This window comes from Amycolatopsis sp. NPDC043885 (assembly GCF_056435685.1).
On sequence record NZ_JBWKEA010000010.1, the window covers coordinates 211226 to 232153 of the forward strand.

The window sequence follows — 20928 nt, forward strand, 5'->3', positions numbered from 1 at the left end:
GAGGGGATAAGGCAAAGGTGAGCATGGGCCTCACCAAAGCCACGGCGGCGTAGTGAAGGCCTCCTTTCCTACCTTCAGAGTAGGGAAGGAGGCCTTCGCTACCGTCTGGGCTGGCCACTTTCGCAACCCCGTCTCCTTGCCCAACCCCTCGAGATGACCGGCCTTCATGTACTTGTGGCGAGCAACCTCGCCACTCACGAGGGGGCATAGCTCGCTCACAGCTTCCTGCCGTAGGGTCCCCGCCCGTCGGTGGCCGGTGATCTTGGTGGTGGTTGTGTGCGGGAGACGGAGCGGCGGTTCCGCCCGGAAATCCAGGGGCTGCGGGCACTCGCGTGTGTTCTGGTGGTCGTCTATCACGTGTGGCTCGGCCGGATCTCCGGTGGCGTCGACGCGTTCTTCCTGATCTCCGGGTTCCTTGTCACCGGCCAGCTCTACCGGGCGGCGGTGCGCGGGAGGATCGAGTACCGGCCGATGTGGGGCCGGATGATCAAGCGGTTGTTCCCGGCCGCGCTCACCGTGCTGCTGCTGGTCGTCGCGGTGAGCCTGGTGCTGCTGCCGCAGAATCGCTGGTTCCAGACGATCAAGGAGGTCGTCGCTTCCGCGCTGTACCTGGAGAACTGGCAGTTGGCGGCGGATTCCACGGACTATTTCGCGCAGCACGACTCGGCCAGTGTGGTCCAGCATTTCTGGTCGTTGTCGATCCAGGGGCAGTTCTACGTGGTTTGGCCGTTGCTGGTCGGCCTGGTGCTGCTGGTCGCCAGGCGGACACGGCGCAACGTCCGGTCGATGCTTCTCGGTGTGCTCGGCGCGGTGTTCGTGGGTTCGCTGGCGTATTCGGTGTGGTTGACCGCGGTCGACCAGCCGTTGGCGTACTTTGATTCGCTGACGCGGGTGTGGGAGTTCGCGCTCGGCGGGCTGCTCGCGCTGGTGCTCGACCGGGTTTCGGTGCCCCGGCCGGCGCGGGTCGTGTTCGGCTGGGCCGGGGTCGCGGGTCTCGTTTCCTGCGGCCTGGTGCTTCAGGTCGGCACGGTCTTCCCCGGGTATCTCGCGCTCTGGCCGACGCTTTCCGCGGCGCTGGTGATCCTCGCGGGCGACACCGCGTTCAAAGCCGGCGCCGATCGTTTCCTCAGCAGCCGCCCGTTGAAGTACCTGGGCGACCTGAGTTATGCGCTCTACCTCTGGCATTGGCCGGTCCTGGTATTCTACCTCGTCGCCCGTGACCGTGAGGAGGTGGGCCTGCGCGGCGGCGCGGTGATCATCGCGCTCTCGTTCGCTCTCGCCGTGCTCACCCATCACCTGGTCGAAAAACCGGTCCGCGTGTCCGCGATCGGGACCGCGACCGGTTGGGGCGCCTACCGATTCGGCGCCGCGACGCTCGCGGCCGTGCTCGCCGCGGCAGGCGCGTGGCAGTGGGTGAGCGTGAGCCAGGCGGAGCGCTACTCGATCGCGGTCGACGACCCCGATCACCCCGGCGCGCTCGCGCACACCGAAGGATTCACCTACTGGGGCGCCGCCGACGCCGCGCTCGTCCCGTCGTTCGTCGCGGTGTCCGAAGACTGGGCCGGGATCGACCCCGCCCGCTGCGGCACTTCCCCGCGCAACGCCGACCTCGAGGTCTGCACCTCGCAGACCTCCGGGCATCCCACTCGCCGGATCGTGGTCACCGGCGACTCCCACGCCGGGCAGTTCCTCGGTGCCCTCCTCCCGATCGCCGAAAAGAAGAACTGGGAGGTCACCTCGATCCTCCGCGGCGGCTGCCCGTTCTCCACCGACTCCGACACCGTGCCGGGGGACCAGTCCTGCATCGACTGGAACGCCGCCGTGGTGGACGAGATCGTCACCACCCGCCCCGACGCGGTGATGACGATCGGCACCAGGGACGTGAAACCCGGCGTCGAGGAACGAGTGCCGTCCGGCTACGTCGCGCAGTGGCGCAAGGTCGACGACGCGGGCATCCCGGTGCTCGCGGTGCGGGACAACCCGCGCTTCGGCCAGTCGCCGTCGGCGTGTGTCGAAGTCCGCGGTGTCACGGCGCCTGAATGCGCGACTCCACGGTCAGAGCTCTACGCTGCCCAGCCGCCGTACGAAACAGTTCCGGATCTCCCGCCGAACGTGCGGTTCGTCGACTTCAGCGACTACTTCTGCACGGCCGAGGTCTGCCCGCCGGTGATCGGCAACGTGCTCGTCTATCTCGACGACAACCACGTCAGCGGTACCTACATGTCGACCATGTCGGCCATCGCGGAGAAGGCGATCACCGAGGCGCTCGGCTGGGCGGACGACCACGCGGAGGAACCGCCGCCGGGCGGGTGATCCAGACAACAAATCGCCGCTGGATTGCGTGATGCTGCACTGACTCGACGGTATACCAGTTTTCTGTGCAACGATTTGCCCTTATCGGTGCATCGAAACGGTGGATATCGTCGTCGGTATGAAGGTCGCCGTCCATCAGGGCTCGTCCGCCGAGCTGCCGTCCGCCGTCGCGGCGTCGGGCGCCGATCTCGTGATCGCCGCCGAGATGATCACCACCGGCTACCACATCGGCGCCCGTTCCCACGAACTCGCCGAACCGGCAGACGGTCCGACGGCGGAGCGGATGTCCACGCTGGCAAGGGAAAGCGGTATCGCACTGGCCTACGGGTACCCCGAGTCCGCCGACGGCCGCGTGTACAACAGCGTCCAGCTGATCGGCCCCGGCGGACAACGTCTGGCGAACTACCGCAAGACGCATCTGTTCGGCGACATCGACCGTGACTGGTTCGAACCGGGCACCGAGGCGGTCGTGCAGGCGGACCTCGGCGGTCTCCGCGTCGGCCTGCTGATCTGCTACGACGTCGAGTTCCCCGAACTGGTGCGGGCGCACGCGCTGGCGGGGACCGAACTGCTCGTGGTGCCGACCGCGCTGATGAGCCCCTACGAACTGGTCGCCGACACGCTGGTGCCCGCCCGTGCCTACGAGAGCCAGCTGTTCGTCGCCTACGCGAATCGTTGCGACACCGAACAGGAACTGAACTACTGCGGCCGTTCCTGCGTCGTCGCCCCGACCGGCGAAGTGCTCGCTCGCGCGGGCGCCGGTCCGGAGCTGATCGGCGCCGAAGTCACCCGTGACGCGCTCGCCGCGTCGCGTCTGGAGAACACCCACCTGGCCGACCGAAGGCCCGATCTGTACCGAGGACTTTCCGCATGACCTCCGCCCTCCCGACCGCGATCCACCACGACGAATCCACGGGCCGTCCGATCACCATGTTCGGCCCCGATTTCCCGTTCGCCTACGACGATTTCCTCGCCGACCCCGCCGGGCTCGGCTCGCTCCCCGCCGAGCGCCACGGCACCGAGGTGGCGGTGATCGGCGGCGGCCTCTCCGGCATCGTCACCGCGTACGAGCTGATGAAGCTCGGCCTGCGCCCGGTCGTGTACGAGATCGCCGAGATCGGCGGCCGCCTGCGCACGGTGAACTTCCCCGGCTGCCCGGACGACGTCGTCGCGGAGATGGGCGCGATGCGCTTCCCGCCGGCGTCGACCGCGCTCTTCCACTACATCGACAAGGTCGGCCTGGAGACGACACCGTTCCCGAACCCGCTGGCTGCGGGAACGCCGAGCACCGTCGTCGATCTCAAGGGGGAGAGCCACTACGCGCGCACCGCGGACGAACTTCCCGCCGTCTTCGGCAAGGTCGCGGCCGCCTGGGACAGCACACTGTCCGAGCAGGCCGCGTTCACCGAGATGCAGAAGGCGATCCGCGAACGCGACGTTAAGACGATCAAGCGGCTGTGGAACGAACTCGTGCCGAAGCTGGACAATCAGACCTTCTACGGCTTCCTCTGCGACTCGCCCGCGTTCGCGTCCTTCCGCGACCGTGAGATCTTCGGACAGGTCGGCTTCGGGACCGGCGGCTGGGACACCGACTTCCCGAACTCCATCCTGGAGATCCTGCGGGTGGTCTACACCGGTGCCGACGACGAGCACCGCAGTATCGTCGGCGGGAGCAGGCAGCTCCCGTTGCGGCTGTGGGAACACGCGCCCGAGGACATCGCGTTCTGGCCCGTGGGAACGAGTTTGAGCTCGCTGCACGGCGGGAGCCCGAACCCCGGCGTCGCCCGGCTGCACCGCACCGCGCCGAACAACATCACCGTGACCGACACCGAGGGCCGCATCCGCACCTACCCGGCGGCGGTGTTCACCGCGCAGAGCTGGATGCTGCTGTCGAAGATCGAATGCGACGAGGCGCTGTTCCCGATCGACCACTGGACGGCGATCGAGCGCACGCACTACATGGAGTCCTCGAAGGTCTTCGTCCCGGTCGACCGGCCCTTCTGGCTGGACAAGGACCCGGCGACCGGCCGCGACACGATGAGCATGACGCTCACCGACCGCATGCCGCGCGGCACGTACCTGCTCGGCGACGACCCGGACGCGCCCGCGGTGATCTGCCTGTCCTACACCTGGGCCGACGACTCGCTGAAGTGGCTGCCGCTCTCGGTCTCCGAGCGGGTCGAGGTGATGCTGCAGTCACTGAAGGAGATCTATCCGGGCGTCGACGTCCGGCGGCACATCATCGGCGACCCGGTGACCGTGTCGTGGGAGGCCGAGCCGCATTTCATGGGCGCGTTCAAGGCCAACCTGCCCGGCCACTACCGGTACCAGCACCGGCTGTTCACCCATTTCAAGCAGGACCGGCTGGAGGAGCGCCACCGCGGTCTCTTCCTGGCGGGCGACGACATCTCGTGGACCGCCGGCTGGGCCGAAGGCGCCGTCCAGACGGCGCTCAACGCGGTGTGGGGCGTCCTGCACCACTTCGGTGGCGAGACGGACCCGGCGAACCCGGGACCGGGTGACGTCTACGACGAGATCGCGCCGGTCGAACTGCCCGACTGAGCGCGGCGGTTTACCAGCCACGCCGTGCCCGCCGCGATGAGGGCACCGAGGACCGCGCCGATGGTGTTCATCAGCCAGTCGTTGGTGTCGCAGGCACGGCCGATCGCGGGCACGAGCGCCTGGAGCGTCTCGATCACGGCGGACAGCACCGAACCCGCCGCGAGCATCGTCACCGGTCGCCGGGACGCCAGCGCGGCGAAACAGACCGGCGGGAGGAACAGCGCGACGTTGGCCAGGAGTTCGACCGCTCCCAGCGTGGGCACGGAGAACTGGACGGTGCACAGGACCTCGTCGATCGTGTGCACTGTCGGCACCAAGGTCAGCGCGAAGACCGGGAGCGAGGACACCCCGGCGAGCGCCCACAGGATCCGTCGCCTGTCCACGAACAGACGGCCGAGGACGGCGCAGACGAGCGCGACCAGCAGGATCGCCACCGGCACGAGGGCGGAGTGGTCGAGCAGGAAGTTCGTGATCATGGCGGGCCGATCCTACGGGCCGGTGAACTCGACCTCCGCCGACGGCACCACGCGCACCCGCCCGCCGGGATGGATCGCCGTGCTCAGAAGCAGGTTGTGCCGGGCGATGACCTGTTCGGCCGTCAGGCCCGTGGTGGGATCCCCGTCGGCGGACGGCGCGTGGCCGTCGGCGACCAGCACGACGTCCAGGCCATGGCTCTGCGCGGCCCTGGCGGTCGCGTCGACGCAGTAGTCGGTGGCCAGCCCGGTCAGCACCACGGTGTCGACGCCCCGGTCGACCAGCAGTCCCCGCCAGGCCGGTGCGGTAGAAGGAGTCGGTCGCCGTCTTGTCGATCACCAGGTCGACCGGTTCGAGACCGAGCAGCGCGCTGACCCGGGTGCCGGGCGACGCGGGATCGAAGTCGGTGCCGGGGGCGCCGATCTGCCGCAGCGCGATCACCGGAACGCCGTTCTCACGGGCTCGCCGGGCGAGTCCGGCGAGCCCGGCCGCCAGTTCCTCGCCGCGCCAGACCAGGGGAACGAGCATTTCCTGCATGTCGACGATCAGCAGCGCGGCCCTCATACGCGGCAGCCTAGGGCAGCGCGGCGGGCGACTCGGCCTCCGGGATGAGCAGCCGCGGCGTTCCGGTGCCGTCGGCGGGGACCGACCAGACGTCGGAGTGTCCTGGCGTGCGGGGGAGGGCATAGGCGACGGTGCGGCCGTCGAGCCAGGCGGGCTGGTCGTCGACGCTCCGGGTCTCGGCCAGCGCGGTCACGGTGCCGTTCGCGAGGTCGAGCACCGAGAGCCGCCAGCCCTTCGCGGGGTCGCCGTCGACGGCGGACTTGTAGGCGATGCGGGTCTCGTCGGGGGAGAGGGACGGGCATTCGACGTTGTCCCGCACGGTCCGCACGGTCCGGGCCGTCGAGTCGCCTTCGACGAGGTACCGGTGGGAGCCGGTCGACATGGTGGCGTAGAACCGGTTCGGCTGCCGGGTGAAGGTGACGCCCCAGAAGTTGACGTCGGCCGCCTTGTACGGCTTGCCCCCCACTGTCACGGCGAAGTCCTCGAGCGTGCCCTCGACGTCGCCGGTGGTGAGGTCGAGGGTGCCGGCGCGAGTGGAGAACCGGCCGCCGTTGTAGGAGTCGCCGGTGACGAACACCGTCCACGCCAGCCGCTTCCCGTCTGCCGAGACCCGCGCCCGGTTGGGCACCCCGACCAGCGGGATCTCCTGCGTCACCGCGAGACGGCGGTCGAGCACGGCCAGCTGGTAGGTGGTCAGCCCGGTTTCCGGCCGCAGGCAGATCCCGGTGCCGCCCGCCGCGTGGAGCCGGCCGCAGGACACGGTCGACACCGCCCGTGCCCCGCCGGGATCTGCCGCGCTGACACTGGACACGTGCCCGCGGTCGGCGTCGGCGGTGCTGCGGAACAGCAACCGCGGGCCTTCGAGCGTGACGGCGTCGCTGGTGCCCGCCGACGCGGCGTCCTGGTTGCGCGCGCCCGCCGCCCCGACGTAGATCACGGCGGCCGCGGCCAGCGTGAGTGTTCCGGTGACGGCGATCAGGACGCGGGTGCGGGTGTTCACGGTCGTGCCTTCCTGCGGGGAGCCAAAGAACTATTGAGGTGTCCGGGTTCACTCGGCCGTGAAGGCCTCCTTCGCTACGACTCCGCCGGGTTCATGGCGTGCCTCATGGTCAAGACGGGTCGCGGGCGCCCCGCGGGCGCGTCCACAGTGGACACGCCCGCGAAGTTCACCCGATCACCGCCAGACGCTCGTGATCGGCGGCTTGTTCGCCGCGTTGGCGATGCCCGGCAGGCCGAACGCCGCCTCGATCGTGCGGAGGATCGAGTAGTGGTTGATGGATTCGCTGTAGCTGCCCGGCTTCACGTGGGCACCGACGAACGTGGTGAAGATCTGGTTCACCGACGTCCCGCTGTCCTCGTCGAAATTGACGATGAGCAGGCTGTTGTGCGTCTTCGCCCACTGCGCGTAGGCGTCGAGGTTCTTCTTCAGCCATTTGTCACCGGTGTCGACCGGGCAGTCGTGCATGTCGCTGCACAGGTCCGGGGTCACGAAAGCGACGTCCGGCAGCTTGGTGAAGTCGCTCGGGAACGACGAGAACCGTTTGTTCGCCGACGACGGCACATTGCCGAAGCTGACCCAGCTGTTGTGCTTGCGTGCGTATTTTCCCTTCGTGCAGCCGGTGTAGCCGTCGGAAGGCATGCTTTCGGCATAACCGACGAACTTCTTGCCGATCCCCGCCAGCTGGGAAGCGAGATTCTCCTTGTTCCCGAGATCCTGGCATTTGTTGCTGTCGACACCGTGCGTCGAGCCCGCGAACTGGGCGATGTAGTTCGGCTGGCTCGGGTGCGTCGTCCCGTACGCCTTGGTGAACTTGGCTCCCTGCGAGGCGAGTTGGTTGAAGTACGGTGCTTTCGAGCTGCCGCTGATCTCCTTGTAGTCCTTGTTTTCGAACATCACGAGAACGATGTGGTCGAATTGGGGCACCGCCGCCGCAGCGGGCGTGCCCGCGGCGGCGGGTGTGTCCTGATGGGACACCACCAGCGCCGTGGCCAGCCCGGTCGCGGCCACGGCCGCGACCGCGATCCGTTTCCAGAACATTGAAACCTCCTGGGGAAAAGGTTGAAACTTTGACGACCGACCGTGGGGTTCAGCGGCGCTCCGCAGGCGTCGACAGAGTCGAGACATCAGATGTCTCAGGTGCATTTAAACGGCAGGGGGGTCCTTGGCCCATCAAGATCGCCTGACTGGAGCAGTCGGCGGGAGCGGAACGCCTCAAAACCGGCATTGCTTGACATGAAACCATGTAAACCGGGCGTTCACCTTGTGTTCGGGCGCGCGAACCGATCAACTTATGGCAACTCGCTGATTCAGCCGGTTGACAGTGGCGGTGCCATTGCCCCGGCTTCATGGTGCACTCATCCGACCATTGGTTAAGCTGGTCGGTGTGAAGCCCTTTTCGCCGAGACCGGCCGGATACACGATCGAAGAACTCTCCACGATCGTCGGCATGTCGGCGCGCAATATCCGGGCCCATCAGACGAGGGGCCTGCTCGCCCCGCCGGTGCGGCACGGCAGGTCCGCCTACTACGGCCCGGCCCACCTGCGGCGGCTGCGGCGGATCACGATGCTGCAGAAACAGGGCTTCAACCTGGTGTCCATCGCCGCGATGCTCGGAACGACCACAGTGGACGGCGTCGAGCGGCTGGACGCGGCGATGGCCGACATCGCCCGTGACCAGCCCTCCGTCGTCCGTTGCCTGGAGCGGCACGGCGTGCTCGGGCGGGACGATGCGGGAACGCCGTCCGTCGTGCGCCCGTCGGTTTCGCGCGCGGTGGCGGAGCTCGCCGGAGCCGGGGTGCCGCCCGCCGCTGCGCTGCGGTTCCTCGGGCAGTTCATGGACCGGGTCGCGCCGCTGGCGTGCGAGCAACTGGCCGCGCTCAAAGCCCAGACCGGCGGTATGTCGGCAGCTTCCTGGGCCTGCTTCACCGAGCTCCTGGTAAGCGCTTTCAGGGCGACCGTGGAGAACGCGGCCGAAGTCACTTTCGCAGACGGGGAGCCAGCGACACGGCCGCCGAGGTGACCGCCGCCGTCGCGACGTCGAGGCTCGTGCCGTCGGCGAAAGCGGACAGCATGACGACGATGTAGCGGTCGCCTTCACCGACGAGCCCGGTCGTGTGCGCGTCCACCGAACCCCGGCCGGCCGCCCAGCCCTGCTTCACAGCCCACGGCAGGCCGGGGAAGGCCGAGGGGATGCCGAAATGCTGGTCGAACCCGTCCGCGGCGGTGCGCGTCGCCTCCCGGAGCGGTTTGAGCACCACGTTCCGTTTGGCCTTCGGCAGGGCGAGGATGTGGCGGTAGACCGCGGCGACGTCGTCCGCTGTGGACAGTGTGTCGCCCCAGCGGCCCGGGTCGGCGGGCGGGGTGGTGTTCTTCAGGCCCGCGGCGGCCATTGTCCTGGTGACGATCGCCGGCCCGCCGTTTCTGGTCCAGAGGGTGTTGGCGACGGCGTCGTCGCTTTTCGCCAGCATCCGGTGGATGTGGGATTCGTCGGTCCTGCTCGCCTTGCGGGTGACGGCGTCCAGCGCGATGAACAGTTTCACGACCGACGCCGTGCGGAATCTTTCCGAGCCCCGGTCGCCGATCACCTGCTCGTCCGACGTGCGGTCGAAGACCACGGTGGCGTCGCGTCGTTCGGGGGCCGGAAGGCTTTCCGTGCCGACGCGGAAGACCACGTAGCCGAGGATCGCGGCGATCGCCAGGAAGACGATCAGGATCGTCACGCGAAGGCGTGTTCGCCGGTTCGTGCCCGGCACCGCGATGGGCGTGGTTCGTTGGTCGAGCATGCTGCCGATGTTCAGAGGCGATCATCGTGGCCCCGTCTCGTTCATGTCATGACTCCGTAACAGCGGCCGACTACATGGAAGGCGCTTTCTCGCTTCGGGAAATGGGCCGGGAAAACGGGCGTCCACATCGGCCGATCGGCCGATGTGGACCCCTCGTCCGGTGGATGTGCCTGCTCAGGAACGCTGCACCATGATCTGATCGACCAGGGTGCCGTCGGCGCTGATCGCCCGGACGTCCATTTTGGGCGGTGTGGTGCCCGTACCCGCGATGACGTCGACCGCGACCAGGCTGTAGCCGCGGAACCGGACACGGGACCAGGTGACCTTCTTGGTGCGATCCTGGCCGTCCCGTTCCGAGTACTTCATCTGGACCGGAGTGTCGTTGGCGGTCTCATGGCCCAGGTAGGTGTCCGGCGCCGGGAATTCGGAGACGCTTCCGCCTCCGCCGCCCGCGGTGATGTAGGTCGTTCCGTCCTTGACCGGGTCGGTCGTCCCTCGCGACGGCACCTTCTTGACCGGCTGCATGGAACCGTCCAAGGAACTTCGGGCATAGGGGATGTTTGCGCCGATCTCGCGTGATCAGAGACGTAACTCGCGTGCTTGGAGACGTAACTCGTGAGATCCGCCTTCAATCACGTGAGTTCCGTGTCTGATCACGCGAGTCACGGATTCCGGGCCGTGACCGGCGGTCAGACCAGTTCGGAGGAGACGACCGAGGTCAGCCCGCGCAGCCTCTCCAGCAGCGGCTCGACCTCATCGGCGTCGATCAGGACCGCGCAGGTCATGGTGCTTTCGCGGACCCCGTCGCGGACATCGACGGACAGGTCGTGGACCAGGCAGCCGAGCGCCTCGACCAGGCCGGGGATCTGCTCGACGCCGCCGACGAAGTAGGTCGCGATCCGGCGGCGGACCAGCATGGACGAGCGAGGTGCGGGGATCTGGAACGAAACAGCGGACATCGTGGACTCCAAGGGCGGGAAACGTACAGGCCATGGAGGGCCAGGTCCCGGGAGATGCCCCGTATCGAGGGGTCGCCGGAATGCGCGCCGGCGACCTGGTTCAGCCGGCGCGCTTGACTACGAGTCGAGTCCAGCGGCGCACGGCGACAGGGTAGCACGTCACGAGAGGCGCAGCCGGGAGCCTTGCTCGCGGACGTGCGCGGCGGAGCCGCAGTCGAGGTCCAGCTGCCGCTGCCGTTCGGCCACGAACGCCCGGCCGAGGCCGGTGCGGTCCGAAGTGGACAGCGTGCGCCGGAGGTCGTTCAGCAACCCGCGTTCCTCCACGCGAATATGCGCGTCCACAGAATTCTCCAGTACCACCAAGGCCTTCTCGGGGTCGGTGGATTCGAGCACGGTCAGAAGCTCGTCCGCGAGCCCGCTCTCCGTCGCATCGGGACGGACGATCCGTTCGGTCGCGGTGGCATGGGCGACCAGCGCCGCCGAGAGCTCCGCGATCAGCGCCGGACGGTCGGCCTCGTCGTTACGGAGATCCCGGAACAGCTGTTCGATCCGGCGGTGATCGGCCAGGACGACCTCGACCAGGTCGGAGCCCGGGGGAGCGGCGGTCGGACCCGGGCGCATCCAGCCGAACGTCAGTTCCACGGCCTGGCGCCAGTGCGAGTATTCGCTGTCGCGGCGGGCGGGGTCCATCGTCGGCAGCCACTGTCCGGCACGGTGCCAGTTCCGGCGGAGGCCTTCCAGATCCGGCCAGTACCCGACCGACAACCCGGCCGCGTACGCCGCGCCCAGCGAAACCGTCTCGGCGACCATCGGGCGCACCACCGGCACGTCGAGGACGTCGGCGACGAACTGCATCAGCAGGTTGTCGGCGGTCATGCCGCCGTCGACCTTGAGTGTCGACAGCGCGAGCCCCGAATCGGCGTTCATCGCGTCGACGACCTCACGGGTCTGCCAGCCCGTCGCCTCCAGGACGGCCCTGGCCAGGTGCCCCTTGGTGATGTACGAGGTCAGCCCGGCGATCACGCCGCGCGCCTCGCTGTGCCAGTGCGGCGCGAACAGGCCCGAGAACGCGGGCACGATGTAGCAGCCGCCGTTGTCCTCGACCGTCCGCGCCAGTGTCTCGATCTCGGGAGCGCTGCCGATCAGTTCGAGCCCGTCGCGGAACCACTGCACCAGCGATCCGGTGACGGCGATCGACCCTTCGAGGGCGTACACGGCGGGCTCGTCGCCGATCTTGAACCCGACGGTGGTCAGCATGCCGTGGGTCGAAAGCACGGGCGTCGGACCGGTGTTGAGCAGCAGGAAGCTGCCCGTGCCGTACGTGCACTTCGCCTCGCCGGGCGCGAAGCAGGTCTGGCCGAACAACGCCGCCTGCTGGTCGCCGAGCGCCGCCGCGATCCGGATCCCCGGCACCACCCGTGACGTCGTCCCGTACACCTCGGTCGACGGCCGGATCCGCGGCAGCATCGCGCGCGGGACGTCGAAGAACTCCAGCAGTTCGTCGTCCCACGACAGCGTCCGCAGGTTCATCAGCATGGTGCGCGAGGCGTTGGTGACGTCGGTGACGTGCACGCCGCCGTCGGGCCCGCCGGTCAGGTTCCAGATCAACCAGCTCTCGACCGTCCCGAACAGCACGTCGCCCCGCTCGGCGCGTTCCCGCAGGCCAGGGGTCCTTTCCAGCATCCACCGAATACGCGGTGCGGAGAAGTACGTGGCCAGCGGCAGCCCGCACAGCCGCCGGACGCGGTCGGCGCCCGGCTCGCGGGCGAGTTGTTCGAGCATCGAGTCGGTGCGGGTGTCCTGCCAGACGATCGCGCGGCCGACCGGGTTGCCGGTGTGCCGGTCCCACAGCACCGTCGTCTCGCGCTGGTTCGCGATGCCGAGGCCGACCACCTGCGCCGGTTCGACGCCGGCGTCGGCCAGTGCCTGCGGCACGATCCGGCCGACGTTGCGCCAGATCTCGGTCGCGTCGTGCTCGACCCAGCCCGGCCGGGGGAAGTGCTGCTGGTGTTCGCGCTGCGCGACCGACACCAGCCTGCCGCGCGCGTCGAACAGGATGCACCGCGTCGAGGTGGTGCCCTGGTCGATCGACATCACGTAGCGCTGGACCACGCGAGCACCTCCATCACCATCGGGACGCGCCGAGATCGCGGGAGACCGCCCGTGCCGCGTCGCGCACGTGGCCGAGCAGCCGCGGGATCGGGCTGCCGTCGGCTTCACAGATCCGTTCCGTCGCGCCGGACACCCCGATCGCGCCGACCACGATGCCGCCGTGGCCGCGGATCGGCGCCGCGATCCCGGCCTCGCCGGTGATCATCTCGCCGTTCTCGCTCGCCCAGCCCGCCTCGCGCACCTTGCCACAGGCGCGTTTGATCGCGGTCTGGGTGACCAGGGTCCGGCGGGTGTAGGCCTCCGGCTCGCCGGTGCGCAACGATGCCACGAGACCGGTGTCGTAGGCCAGAAGTACTTTTCCGAGCGCGGTCGCGTGCAACGGCAGAAGCGTGCCGACGTCGAGGGTCTGAAGGCTGTCGTCGGGCCGGAACACGTGGTGCACCACCAAGACGCGGCCTTCCAGCGGTGCGCCGATCCGGACCGCTTCACCGCTGCGCGCGGCCAGCGCGTCGGCCCAGTTGATCGCGCGCGACCGGAGTTCGTTGACGTCGAGGTAGCTCGTCCCGAGATGCAGCAGTGCCGCGCCCAGTTGGTATTTCCCGGTGTCCCGGTCTTGTTCGACAAAGCCGACCCCTTGCAGGGTGCGCAGGATCCCGTGCGCGGTTCCCTTGGCGAGTTCGAGGGAATCGGCGATCTCGCCGACGCCGAGACGCCCCGAACCGCGCGCCAGCAACCGCAGGATCGCGGCGGCGCGCTCGATGGACTGGATCGGACCGGGCACGGCTCAACCGTAGCCCGACCGGCCCTGATTCGACAATGTCGAACATCGTCTCCGGGCGTTCGACAATGCCGACCGGTGTCCGTTGACCCCGGGTTTCCGCGAACTTAACTTCGGCCTCAACAGGGCAACGGTGTCCTTTGTGGAGGAAGCAATGGTGCGAAACCTCAAAGCTCGCGGACTGGCGGGCGAACTGGCGGCGGAGTTCGTCGGGACGATGATCCTCATCCTGTTCGGCTGCGGGGTGGTGGCTCAAGTCGTCGCCGCGGGCATCGGGGACCACGACAGCATCGCGTGGGCCTGGGGTATCGGTGTCACGCTCGGTATCTACGTGGCTTCACGGATCAGCGGCGCGCATCTGAACCCCGCCATCACCGTGGCGCTCGCGGTGTTCAAGGGTTTCTCGTGGCGCAAGGTCGCCCCGTACGCCTTGGCGCAGACCGCCGGCGCGTTCCTGGGCGCGCTGCTGGTGCGCTGGAACTACACCGAGGTGCTCAACGCGGCCGACCCCGGCCTGACGATCAAGACCCAGGGTGTGTTCTCCACTCTTCCGGGTAACGGAACCCTGCCGGTGGGTGACTGGGGCGCCTTCCGGGACCAGATCATCGGAACGGCCATCCTCGCTTTGGTGATCTTCGCCATCACCGACCTCCGCAACACCGCGCCCGCCGCGAACCTCGCCCCGGTCGTCGTCGGCTTCCTGGTGGTCGCGATCGGCATGGCCTGGGGTACCAACGCCGGCTACGCGATCAACCCGGCCCGCGACTTCGGCCCGCGGCTGATGTCCTGGCTCACCGGTTACGACACCGCGTTCACCGATCAATACGGCTATCCGTACTGGTGGATCCCCATCGTGGCGCCGGTCATCGGCGCGGTCATCGGCGGCGCGATCTACAAGTTCTTCATCGAGCGTTACCTGCCCGCCGACCCGGCACCGGAAGCCTTGCCCGCCAAGGACATCGAGCGCGTTTCCTAGGGAGAGAAACCATGTCTGACTACATCGGCGCCGTCGACCAGGGCACCACCAGTACGCGGTTCATGATCTTCGACCACGGCGGCAACGAGATCGCCCGCCACCAGCTCGAGCACGAGCAGATCCTGCCGAAGCCGGGCTGGGTCGAGCACGACGCCACCGAGATCTGGGAGCGGACCCGTTCGGTCATCGCCACCGCGCTCAACAAGGCGAAGCTGACCGCCGCCGATCTCGCGTCGCTCGGCATCACCAACCAGCGTGAGACCACGGTGGTGTGGAACCGCCGGACCGGGCGGCCCTACTGCAACGCCATCGTGTGGCAGGACACCCGCACCGACCGGATCGCGTCGGCGCTCGAGCGCGAGGGCAAGGGCGACGTCATCCGGCGGAAGGCCGGTCTGCCGCCCGCCACCTACTTCTCCGGCGGCAAGCTGCAGTGGATCCTGGAGAACGTCGAGGGCGTCCGCGAAGACGCCGAAAAGGGTGACGCGCTCTTCGGCACCACCGACACCTGGCTCATCTGGAACCTCACCGGCGGGCCCGACGGCGGCGTGCACGTGACCGACCCGACCAACGCGTCGCGCACCATGCTCATGGACCTGGAAACGCTGGAGTGGGACGACGAACTGCTGTCGTTCTTCGGCGTCCCCAAGCAGATGCTGCCGTCGATCGCGCCGTCGTCGAACAACGGCCGCTTCGGCGTCACCCGTGCGGACGGCCCGCTCGGCGGCGAGGTCGCCATCACCGGCGTGCTCGGCGACCAGCAGGCGGCGACCGTCGGCCAGGTGTGTTTCCGCCCCGGTGAGGCCAAGAACACCTACGGCACCGGCAACTTCCTGCTGCTGAACACCGGGCACGAGGTCGTGCGCTCGAAGCACGGGCTGCTCACGACGCTGGCCTATCAGTTCGGCGACGAGAAGCCGGTGTACGCCCTGGAGGGCTCGATCGCCGTCACGGGTTCCGCCGTGCAGTGGCTGCGCGACCAGCTGGGCATCATCAGCGGCGCGTCCCAGAGCGAGAGCCTCGCCCGCCAGGTCGAAGACAACGGTGGCGTGTACTTCGTCCCCGCGTTCTCCGGGCTTTTCGCGCCGTACTGGCGATCCGACGCGCGCGGCGCGATCGTCGGCCTCACCAGGGCCACCACCAACGCGCATCTCGCGCGGGCGACCCTCGAAGCGATCTGCTACCAGACCCGCGATGTCGTCGAGGCCATGCAGAACGACTCGGGCGTCACGCTCGACGTGTTGCGTGTGGACGGTGGCGTGACCGCGAACGAACTGTGCATGCAGCTGCAGGCCGACATCCTCGGTGTGCCGGTGTCGAAGCCGGTCGTCGCGGAGACCACCGCGCTCGGCGCCGCCTACGCGGCAGGGCTCGCCGTCGGGTTCTGGAAGAGCACCGACGAACTGGAACAGAACTGGAACGAGGACAAGCGCTGGGAGCCGTCGTGGACGGACGAACAGCGTGTCGAGGGCTACGCGGGCTGGCAGAAGGCCGTCGGCCGCACGCTCGACTGGGTCGAGGTCGAGTGAGCCCGATGAACAGGAGGAACAGAGTGACACCCGTACCGCTTTCCCCGGTCTACCGGGCCGAGACGCTGCGCAAGCTCGCTCGCGAGGAGATCGACGTACTCGTCGTCGGCGGGGGAGTGACCGGTGCCGGCGTCGCGCTCGACGCGGCGTCGCGCGGGCTCTCCGTCGCGCTCGTCGAGGCCCGTGACTTCGCCGCGGGAACCTCCAGCCGGTCGTCGAAGCTGATCCACGGCGGGCTGCGTTACCTGGAGAACCTGGACTTCAAGCTGGTCCGCGAGGCGCTGAAGGAACGGAGCCTGCTGCTGCAGACGCTGGCGCCGCACCTGGTCCGGCCGGTGAAGTTCCTCGTGCCGCTCAAGCACCGCGTCTGGGAACGCGGCTACATCGGCGCGGGTGTCACGCTCTACGACACCCTCGGCGGAGCGCGGGCCTTGCCGCGGCACCGGCACCTGTCCAAGCGCGGTGCGGGCAAGGTCGCTCCCGGCCTCGCGGACGACGCCCTGATCGGCGCCATCCAGTACTACGACGCGCAGGTCGACGACGCACGCCACACGATGATGATCGCGCGCACCGCGGCGGAACAGGGTGCTTCCGTCCTCACCCGCGCCCGGGTCACGTCGCTGATCCGTGACGGCGAACGCGTCGTCGGCGCCAAGGTCGTCGACCGCGAGAGCGGCGCGGAGATCGAGGTCCGGGCGAAGACGGTCGTCGCGGCCACCGGCGTGTGGAGCGACGACATGGCGGAAGCGGCGGGCATCCCCGCGCCGTTCACCGTGCGCGCGTCGAAGGGCATCCACCTCGTGGTCCCGCGCGAGAAGATCGACCTGGACACCGGGCTGATCCTGCGCACCGAGAAGAGTGTTCTGTTCGTCATCCCGTGGGGGCGGCACTGGATCGTCGGCACCACCGACACCGAATGGGACCTCGACCGCGAACACCCGGCGGCCAGCCAGGCGGACGTCGACTACGTGCTCGACCACCTCAACGCGGTCCTGCGCACGCCGATCACGGCAGACGACATCGAAGGCGTGTACGCGGGGCTTCGGCCGCTGCTGGCCGCGAAGGCGACGTCGACGACGAAGCTGTCGCGGGAGCACGCCGTGGCGCATCCGGTGCCGGGTCTGGTGATCGTGGCCGGCGGCAAGTACACGACGTACCGCGTGATGGCCGCCGACGCCGTCGACGTCGCGGTGGAGGACCTCGGCCGTCCCGCGCCGTCGTCATGGACCGAGCGGCTGCCGATCGTCGGAGCGACGGGCTACCACGAGATGTGGGGCGCGCGGCACTCGCTCGCCCAGCGTGCGGGCCTGCCGATCGGCCGCATCGAGCACTTGCTCCAGCGCTACGGCACCGCCGTGGAGGACATTCTGGAGTCGATCTCGGAACGTCCCGAACTGGGCGAAGCGATCCCGGGGACAACGGAGTACCTGAAGGCGGAGGTCGTCTACGCCGTTTCGCACGAGGGCGCTCTGCATCTGGAGGACGTCCTGACACGGCGCACGCGAATCTCCATCGAGGAGCGGGACCGCGGTGTGACGGCGGCGCCGGTGGTGGCGGAGCTGATGGCGCCGCTGCTGGGCTGGGACTCGCACAGGCAGGAGCGCGAGGTCACCAACTACCTCGCGCGGGTCGAGGCGGAGCGCTCCGCCCAGGCCCAGCCGGACGACGAAGCGGCGAACGCCAGCCGTCTCGCGGCTCCGGCGCTGCTGCCGAGCTGATCCGAAGCGCGTGAAGGCCCCCTTCCCCTTGGGTTCAGCCAAGGGGCCTTCACGCGCTGTGCCGCTACTTGAGCCAGTCGGGGTAGCGGGTCTCGGCGATGCGGGCGCCGTCCTTCGTGGTGAGGACGTCGCCCTTGACGGCGGCGAACATGCCCGCGGTCTCGTCGACGGTCACCGGACGCGTGTCTCCCTTGGCGGACAACGTGATCCGGCCCAGCTCGTCCAGCGGGTAGACATCCGGGCCGCCCACGTCGAGGGTGCCGTTCAGCGGCTTCCCGGCCGACACCTCGGAAACGGCGGCGGCGACGTCCGCCGCGGCGATCGGCTGGATCGGCGTACTGGGCAGGCGGACCGCGGTCTCGTCGGAGGTCCAGGACAGAACCGCGTCGACGAATTCCATGAACTGGGTGGCGCGGACGATCGAGTAGGGGAGGCCGCTCTCCTTGAGAATGTCCTCCTGCAGCGTCTTCGCGCGGTAGTAGTCGAGCTCGGGCACCTGGTCGACGCCGACGATCGACAGGATCACGAAGTGCCCGGTGCCCGCCTTCTTCGCGGCCGCGACGAGGTTGTCCATCGACGTCCGGAAGAACGCGGGGGAGGCGTCGTCGAAGGTCGGCGAGTTCGTGAGGTTGACGACCACGTCGGCGCCGTCGAGCGCGCTGTCCAGCCCTTGGCCGGTGAGCAGGTCGACCCCGGTGGACGGCGAATGCGGCACCGCCTCGTGCCCCGCCTCCTTCAGGTCGCGCACGACCTGCGAACCGATCAGCCCGGTCCCGCCGATGATCGCGAATTTCATGGCCCAGTGCCCTTCGTCGGTGGCGTCCGTAACCCGGACACCTCATGTCCGAGATAATACTCGGACAGATTGTGTCCGAGTCAAGAGGCGGGTTAGAGTCATCCGGGTGAAGATGTCCGGTGGGGTGGAGTGGGCCCTGCACTGCTGTGTCGTGCTGACCTCGGTCGACGAACCCGCGCCCGCCGCGCGCCTGGCGCAGCTGCACGACGTCTCGCCGAGTTATCTCGCGAAGCAGCTTCAGGCGCTTTCCCGGGCCGGCCTCATCCGGTCGGTGCAGGGGAAGGCCGGCGGCTACGTCCTCACCCGGCCGCCTTCGGAGATCACGGTGCTTGACGTCGTCGAAGCCATCGACGGGCCTGGGCCGGCCTTCGTCTGCACCGAGATCCGGCAGCGCGGCCCGATGGCGACGCCGCCCGAGGCGTGCACGACGCCGTGCGCCATCAGCCGCGCGATGGCGAACGCCGAAATCCAGTGGCGGGCGGCGTTGCGCGCCGTCACCATCGCCGATCTGGCCGACGACGTCAGGGGCGACTACGGTCCGGGCGCGCTCGCCGGGATCGGCGCGTGGTTCAAGGCCGCCGAGGGGTAGCGAGCGTGCCGGTCCGGGTGGTCGTGAGTGGCGATTCGGGCTAGAACCCGAATCGCCACTCACGACCACGGTAGGCCAACGCTCACCGTCGCCTTCGTTTTCCTCAAGTGGTCCGGGGCATCAGCGCGGTGGCGACCATGGTCGCCACCACTACCAGCACCGCCGCGAGCGAGAACGCCTGCGCCACGGAATGGCTCAGCGCGCAGCCGGCCACCGCGCGGACGCTCGCCCGGTCGCTGGCGAGACGGCCGGACACGTCCTGGTCAAGCTCACCTCGGGTGGCACGGAGATCGTGACGATCGCGCACACGCCGAGACACGAGCAGAGCGCCATGCTGCTGCACGACATCCCGCGCACCGCGAGCGTCACGGCGGTGTCCGCGCATTTCATCCTGCACACCTACCTCGGCGGCCCGACGGCGTGGCGCGGGCGGGTCGCCGCGTTGACGGAGGAGCAGCAGGAGGCGTTGCGGCCGCCGGAATCCGTCACCGAGGAAGTTCCGCTGACCGCGGCGGACCACGCGCTGATCGCCGCCCTCCGGCAGGACGGCCGAGCGAGTATCGCGGATCTCGCCGCGGCGGCGGGACTGGCGCCGGCGACCGCGGCCCGTCGCCTGGCGGATCTGCGCGCACGGGGCGCGCTCTTCTTCGACGTCGAGATCAGCGCGGCCCTGTACGGCGTGACCACGCAGGCGTTCCTGTGGATGGCCGTCGCGCCGGCGGACCTCGACGAGGTGGCGACGACGCTGGCCACTCACGAGGAGCTCGCCGTCGTCGTCGCCACGACCGGGCCCACCAACCTGGCCGCGCAGGCGCTGTGCCCGGATCCCGCCGCGCTACACCGCTACCTCACGCACTGGCTGGGCGCGCTGCGCGCGATCCGCACGGTGCACACGGCGCCGGTGCTGGAGATCGTGAAGGCGGTCGGACCGCTCACGGCTTGAACCGGTCGGCGTGCTCGGCGACCCATTGCGCGAACGTGCGGGCAGGGCGTCCGGTCACCTTCTCGATCGTGTCGACCACGGTGCGCGCCTCCACCGGCGGATCGCTGTGCCAGCCGATGACGTATTCGGCGTCCGCGACCGAGACGCCCTCGGCCAGCAGCCGGTCGATCGCCTGCTGTCGCGTGATCCGCTCCAGCGCGATGTCGTGGCCGAGCGCGGAGGAGAGGATGGCGATCCGTTCGCTCGTGGTCAGCGCTTCCGGGCCCGTGAGGTTGTAGACCTTGCCGGAGTGCCCGTCCTCCACGAGTGCGGTGGCGGCGACGGCGCCGATGTCGCCCTCGTGCACCACAGCGCTCGGGAGGTCGAACGGCTCACGGACCACCTTCCCGGTGCGGATGGAGTCGGTCCAGGTCAGGGCGTTGGACATGAACTCCTGCGGCTCGAGCCGCGTCCACTCCACCCCGGACTCGGCCATGGCCTGTTCCGTCGGCCCGACGTAGCCGCCCCAGACGATGGTCATGCGCCGCACTCCCGCGGCCACGGCGCGTTTGACCAGATCGGCGCCGACGTCGGCGAGCCCGGCCGTCACGGTGATGTGCAGGCGGGTGACGCCCTCGAAGGCATCGGTGAGTGTTTCGGGCGCGGTGTGCGTGCCCTCCACCAGTTCGACGCCTGCCGGAAGCCGTGCCCCGGCGGGGTTCCTGGTGAGTGCCCGGACGCGTTCCCCGCGGCGGACGAGTTCGGCCACCACGTGGCGGCCGGTGTTCCCGGTGGCGCCGGTTACCAAGACGGTCATGAGTGATTCCCTTCGTTTCCAGCGAAGGTAAAAGCT

The 20928-nt window shown here is 68.9% G+C and carries 21 protein-coding genes and 1 pseudogene; 9 read left to right on the top strand and 13 right to left on the bottom strand.

The features are described 5' to 3' along the window. Positions 1–276: 276 nt before the first annotated feature. The 3 genes from AC069I_RS27145 to AC069I_RS27155 all read left to right on the top strand — a co-directional run bounded on the left by AC069I_RS27145 (position 277) and on the right by AC069I_RS27155 (position 4875). Positions 277–2313, top strand: coding sequence for an acyltransferase family protein (locus tag AC069I_RS27145; RefSeq protein ID WP_478224728.1), 2037 nt, complete (start codon positions 277–279; stop codon positions 2311–2313). A gap of 118 nt (positions 2314–2431) precedes the next feature. Then, entirely contained in the window at positions 2432–3187 is a 756-nt protein-coding gene (locus AC069I_RS27150) for a carbon-nitrogen hydrolase family protein (protein WP_478224727.1), read from the top strand. Beyond that, positions 3184–4875, top strand: coding sequence for a flavin monoamine oxidase family protein (locus AC069I_RS27155; protein WP_478224726.1), 1692 nt, complete (start codon positions 3184–3186; stop codon positions 4873–4875). Before AC069I_RS27150 ends, AC069I_RS27155 begins: the two co-directional genes overlap by 4 nt. Here AC069I_RS27155 and AC069I_RS27160 read toward each other — a convergent pair. From AC069I_RS27160 to AC069I_RS27180, 5 genes and pseudogenes are all read right to left on the bottom strand, one after another. Beyond that, complete coding sequence (locus AC069I_RS27160) at positions 4839–5351, bottom strand: VanZ family protein (protein WP_478224725.1); 513 nt, start codon at positions 5349–5351, stop codon at positions 4839–4841. The genes AC069I_RS27155 and AC069I_RS27160 overlap by 37 nt on opposite strands. 12 nt (positions 5352–5363) lie before the next feature. Next, positions 5364–5609 carry an isochorismatase family protein gene (locus AC069I_RS27165; RefSeq protein ID WP_478224724.1) on the bottom strand — a complete coding sequence of 82 codons (246 nt, stop codon included), beginning with the start codon at positions 5607–5609 and terminating at the stop codon, positions 5364–5366. Between the two features lie 82 nt (positions 5610–5691). Beyond that, positions 5692–6036 (bottom strand): annotated as a pseudogene (locus tag AC069I_RS27170) (isochorismatase family protein); the annotation flags it as partial. After that, positions 5924–6913, bottom strand: coding sequence for a TolB family protein (locus tag AC069I_RS27175; protein WP_478266658.1), 990 nt, complete (start codon positions 6911–6913; stop codon positions 5924–5926). The pseudogene AC069I_RS27170 and the gene AC069I_RS27175, both read right to left, overlap by 113 nt. A 174-nt stretch (positions 6914–7087) precedes the next feature. Further along, on the bottom strand, positions 7088–7951 hold the full coding sequence (locus tag AC069I_RS27180) for an alkaline phosphatase family protein (protein ID WP_478224722.1): 864 nt from the start codon (positions 7949–7951) through the stop codon (positions 7088–7090). Positions 7952–8297: 346 nt separating this feature from the next. Between AC069I_RS27180 and AC069I_RS27185 the strand changes: the two genes are divergently transcribed. After that, a complete protein-coding gene (locus AC069I_RS27185) occupies positions 8298–8933 on the top strand; it encodes a MerR family transcriptional regulator (RefSeq protein ID WP_478232009.1) in 636 nt (211 codons plus the stop codon). Here the strand turns inward: AC069I_RS27185 and AC069I_RS27190 are convergent. The 5 genes from AC069I_RS27190 to AC069I_RS27210 all read right to left on the bottom strand — a co-directional run bounded on the left by AC069I_RS27190 (position 8890) and on the right by AC069I_RS27210 (position 13548). Then, positions 8890–9696, bottom strand: a complete 807-nt coding sequence (locus AC069I_RS27190; protein WP_478232010.1) for a serine hydrolase — start codon at positions 9694–9696, stop codon at positions 8890–8892. The two genes, AC069I_RS27185 and AC069I_RS27190, sit on opposite strands and share 44 nt — an antisense overlap. 174 nt (positions 9697–9870) lie before the next feature. After that, a complete protein-coding gene (locus tag AC069I_RS27195; RefSeq protein ID WP_478266659.1) occupies positions 9871–10221 on the bottom strand; it encodes a hypothetical protein in 351 nt (116 codons plus the stop codon). Between the two features lie 164 nt (positions 10222–10385). Continuing rightward, positions 10386–10655, bottom strand: coding sequence for a hypothetical protein (locus tag AC069I_RS27200; protein ID WP_340685579.1), 270 nt, complete (start codon positions 10653–10655; stop codon positions 10386–10388). 159 nt (positions 10656–10814) lie between these two features. Further along, on the bottom strand, positions 10815–12767 hold the full coding sequence (gene glpK, locus AC069I_RS27205; RefSeq protein ID WP_478266660.1) for a glycerol kinase GlpK: 1953 nt from the start codon (positions 12765–12767) through the stop codon (positions 10815–10817). Between the two features lie 13 nt (positions 12768–12780). Beyond that, positions 12781–13548, bottom strand: a complete 768-nt coding sequence (locus AC069I_RS27210) for an IclR family transcriptional regulator (RefSeq protein ID WP_007033228.1) — start codon at positions 13546–13548, stop codon at positions 12781–12783. A gap of 151 nt (positions 13549–13699) precedes the next feature. Here AC069I_RS27210 and AC069I_RS27215 point away from each other — a divergent pair, with 151 nt between their 5' ends. The 3 genes from AC069I_RS27215 to glpD are packed head-to-tail and all read left to right on the top strand — an operon-like array spanning position 13700 to position 17768. Next, a complete protein-coding gene (locus AC069I_RS27215) occupies positions 13700–14521 on the top strand; it encodes an MIP/aquaporin family protein (protein WP_340685576.1) in 822 nt (273 codons plus the stop codon). A gap of 11 nt (positions 14522–14532) precedes the next feature. Further along, positions 14533–16050 carry a glycerol kinase GlpK gene (gene glpK / locus AC069I_RS27220; RefSeq protein ID WP_478266661.1) on the top strand — a complete coding sequence of 506 codons (1518 nt, stop codon included), beginning with the start codon at positions 14533–14535 and terminating at the stop codon, positions 16048–16050. Between the two features lie 5 nt (positions 16051–16055). Next, complete coding sequence (glpD, locus tag AC069I_RS27225) at positions 16056–17768, top strand: glycerol-3-phosphate dehydrogenase (RefSeq protein ID WP_478266662.1); 1713 nt, start codon at positions 16056–16058, stop codon at positions 17766–17768. 64 nt (positions 17769–17832) lie between these two features. Here the strand turns inward: glpD and AC069I_RS27230 are convergent, their stop codons facing one another. After that, the gene (locus AC069I_RS27230; protein ID WP_478232016.1) at positions 17833–18564 is read right to left on the bottom strand and encodes an SDR family oxidoreductase; all 732 of its coding nucleotides are present in this window, start codon (positions 18562–18564) and stop codon (positions 17833–17835) included. 106 nt (positions 18565–18670) lie between these two features. Between AC069I_RS27230 and AC069I_RS27235 the strand changes: the two genes are divergently transcribed. Continuing rightward, the gene (locus tag AC069I_RS27235; RefSeq protein ID WP_478224715.1) at positions 18671–19153 is read left to right on the top strand and encodes an RrF2 family transcriptional regulator; all 483 of its coding nucleotides are present in this window, start codon (positions 18671–18673) and stop codon (positions 19151–19153) included. A gap of 103 nt (positions 19154–19256) precedes the next feature. On the opposite strand, the gene AC069I_RS27240 is transcribed toward AC069I_RS27235, so the two are convergent. Then, a complete protein-coding gene (locus AC069I_RS27240; protein ID WP_478266663.1) occupies positions 19257–19409 on the bottom strand; it encodes a hypothetical protein in 153 nt (50 codons plus the stop codon). A 36-nt stretch (positions 19410–19445) separates the two neighbouring features. Here AC069I_RS27240 and AC069I_RS27245 point away from each other — a divergent pair, with 36 nt between their 5' ends. Beyond that, a complete protein-coding gene (locus tag AC069I_RS27245) occupies positions 19446–20096 on the top strand; it encodes an Lrp/AsnC family transcriptional regulator (RefSeq protein ID WP_478266664.1) in 651 nt (216 codons plus the stop codon). On the opposite strand, the gene AC069I_RS27250 is transcribed toward AC069I_RS27245, so the two are convergent. Further along, complete coding sequence (locus tag AC069I_RS27250; protein ID WP_478232018.1) at positions 20086–20892, bottom strand: NmrA family NAD(P)-binding protein; 807 nt, start codon at positions 20890–20892, stop codon at positions 20086–20088. The genes AC069I_RS27245 and AC069I_RS27250 overlap by 11 nt on opposite strands. Positions 20893–20928 lie beyond the last annotated feature (36 nt).

Coding starts and splice junctions, on each gene's coding strand:
- AC069I_RS27200 (WP_340685579.1), bottom strand. CDS start 10,655: ATGTCCGCTGTTTCGTTCCAGATCCCCGCACCTCGCTCGTCCATGCTG.
- glpD (WP_478266662.1), top strand. CDS start 16,056: ATGAACAGGAGGAACAGAGTGACACCCGTACCGCTTTCCCCGGTCTAC.
- AC069I_RS27180 (WP_478224722.1), bottom strand. CDS start 7,951: ATGTTCTGGAAACGGATCGCGGTCGCGGCCGTGGCCGCGACCGGGCTG.
- AC069I_RS27230 (WP_478232016.1), bottom strand. CDS start 18,564: ATGAAATTCGCGATCATCGGCGGGACCGGGCTGATCGGTTCGCAGGTC.
- glpK (WP_478266661.1), top strand. CDS start 14,533: ATGTCTGACTACATCGGCGCCGTCGACCAGGGCACCACCAGTACGCGG.
- AC069I_RS27190 (WP_478232010.1), bottom strand. CDS start 9,696: ATGCTCGACCAACGAACCACGCCCATCGCGGTGCCGGGCACGAACCGG.
- AC069I_RS27150 (WP_478224727.1), top strand. CDS start 2,432: ATGAAGGTCGCCGTCCATCAGGGCTCGTCCGCCGAGCTGCCGTCCGCC.
- AC069I_RS27155 (WP_478224726.1), top strand. CDS start 3,184: ATGACCTCCGCCCTCCCGACCGCGATCCACCACGACGAATCCACGGGC.
- AC069I_RS27250 (WP_478232018.1), bottom strand. CDS start 20,892: ATGACCGTCTTGGTAACCGGCGCCACCGGGAACACCGGCCGCCACGTG.
- AC069I_RS27160 (WP_478224725.1), bottom strand. CDS start 5,351: ATGATCACGAACTTCCTGCTCGACCACTCCGCCCTCGTGCCGGTGGCG.
- AC069I_RS27195 (WP_478266659.1), bottom strand. CDS start 10,221: ATGCAGCCGGTCAAGAAGGTGCCGTCGCGAGGGACGACCGACCCGGTC.
- AC069I_RS27215 (WP_340685576.1), top strand. CDS start 13,700: ATGGTGCGAAACCTCAAAGCTCGCGGACTGGCGGGCGAACTGGCGGCG.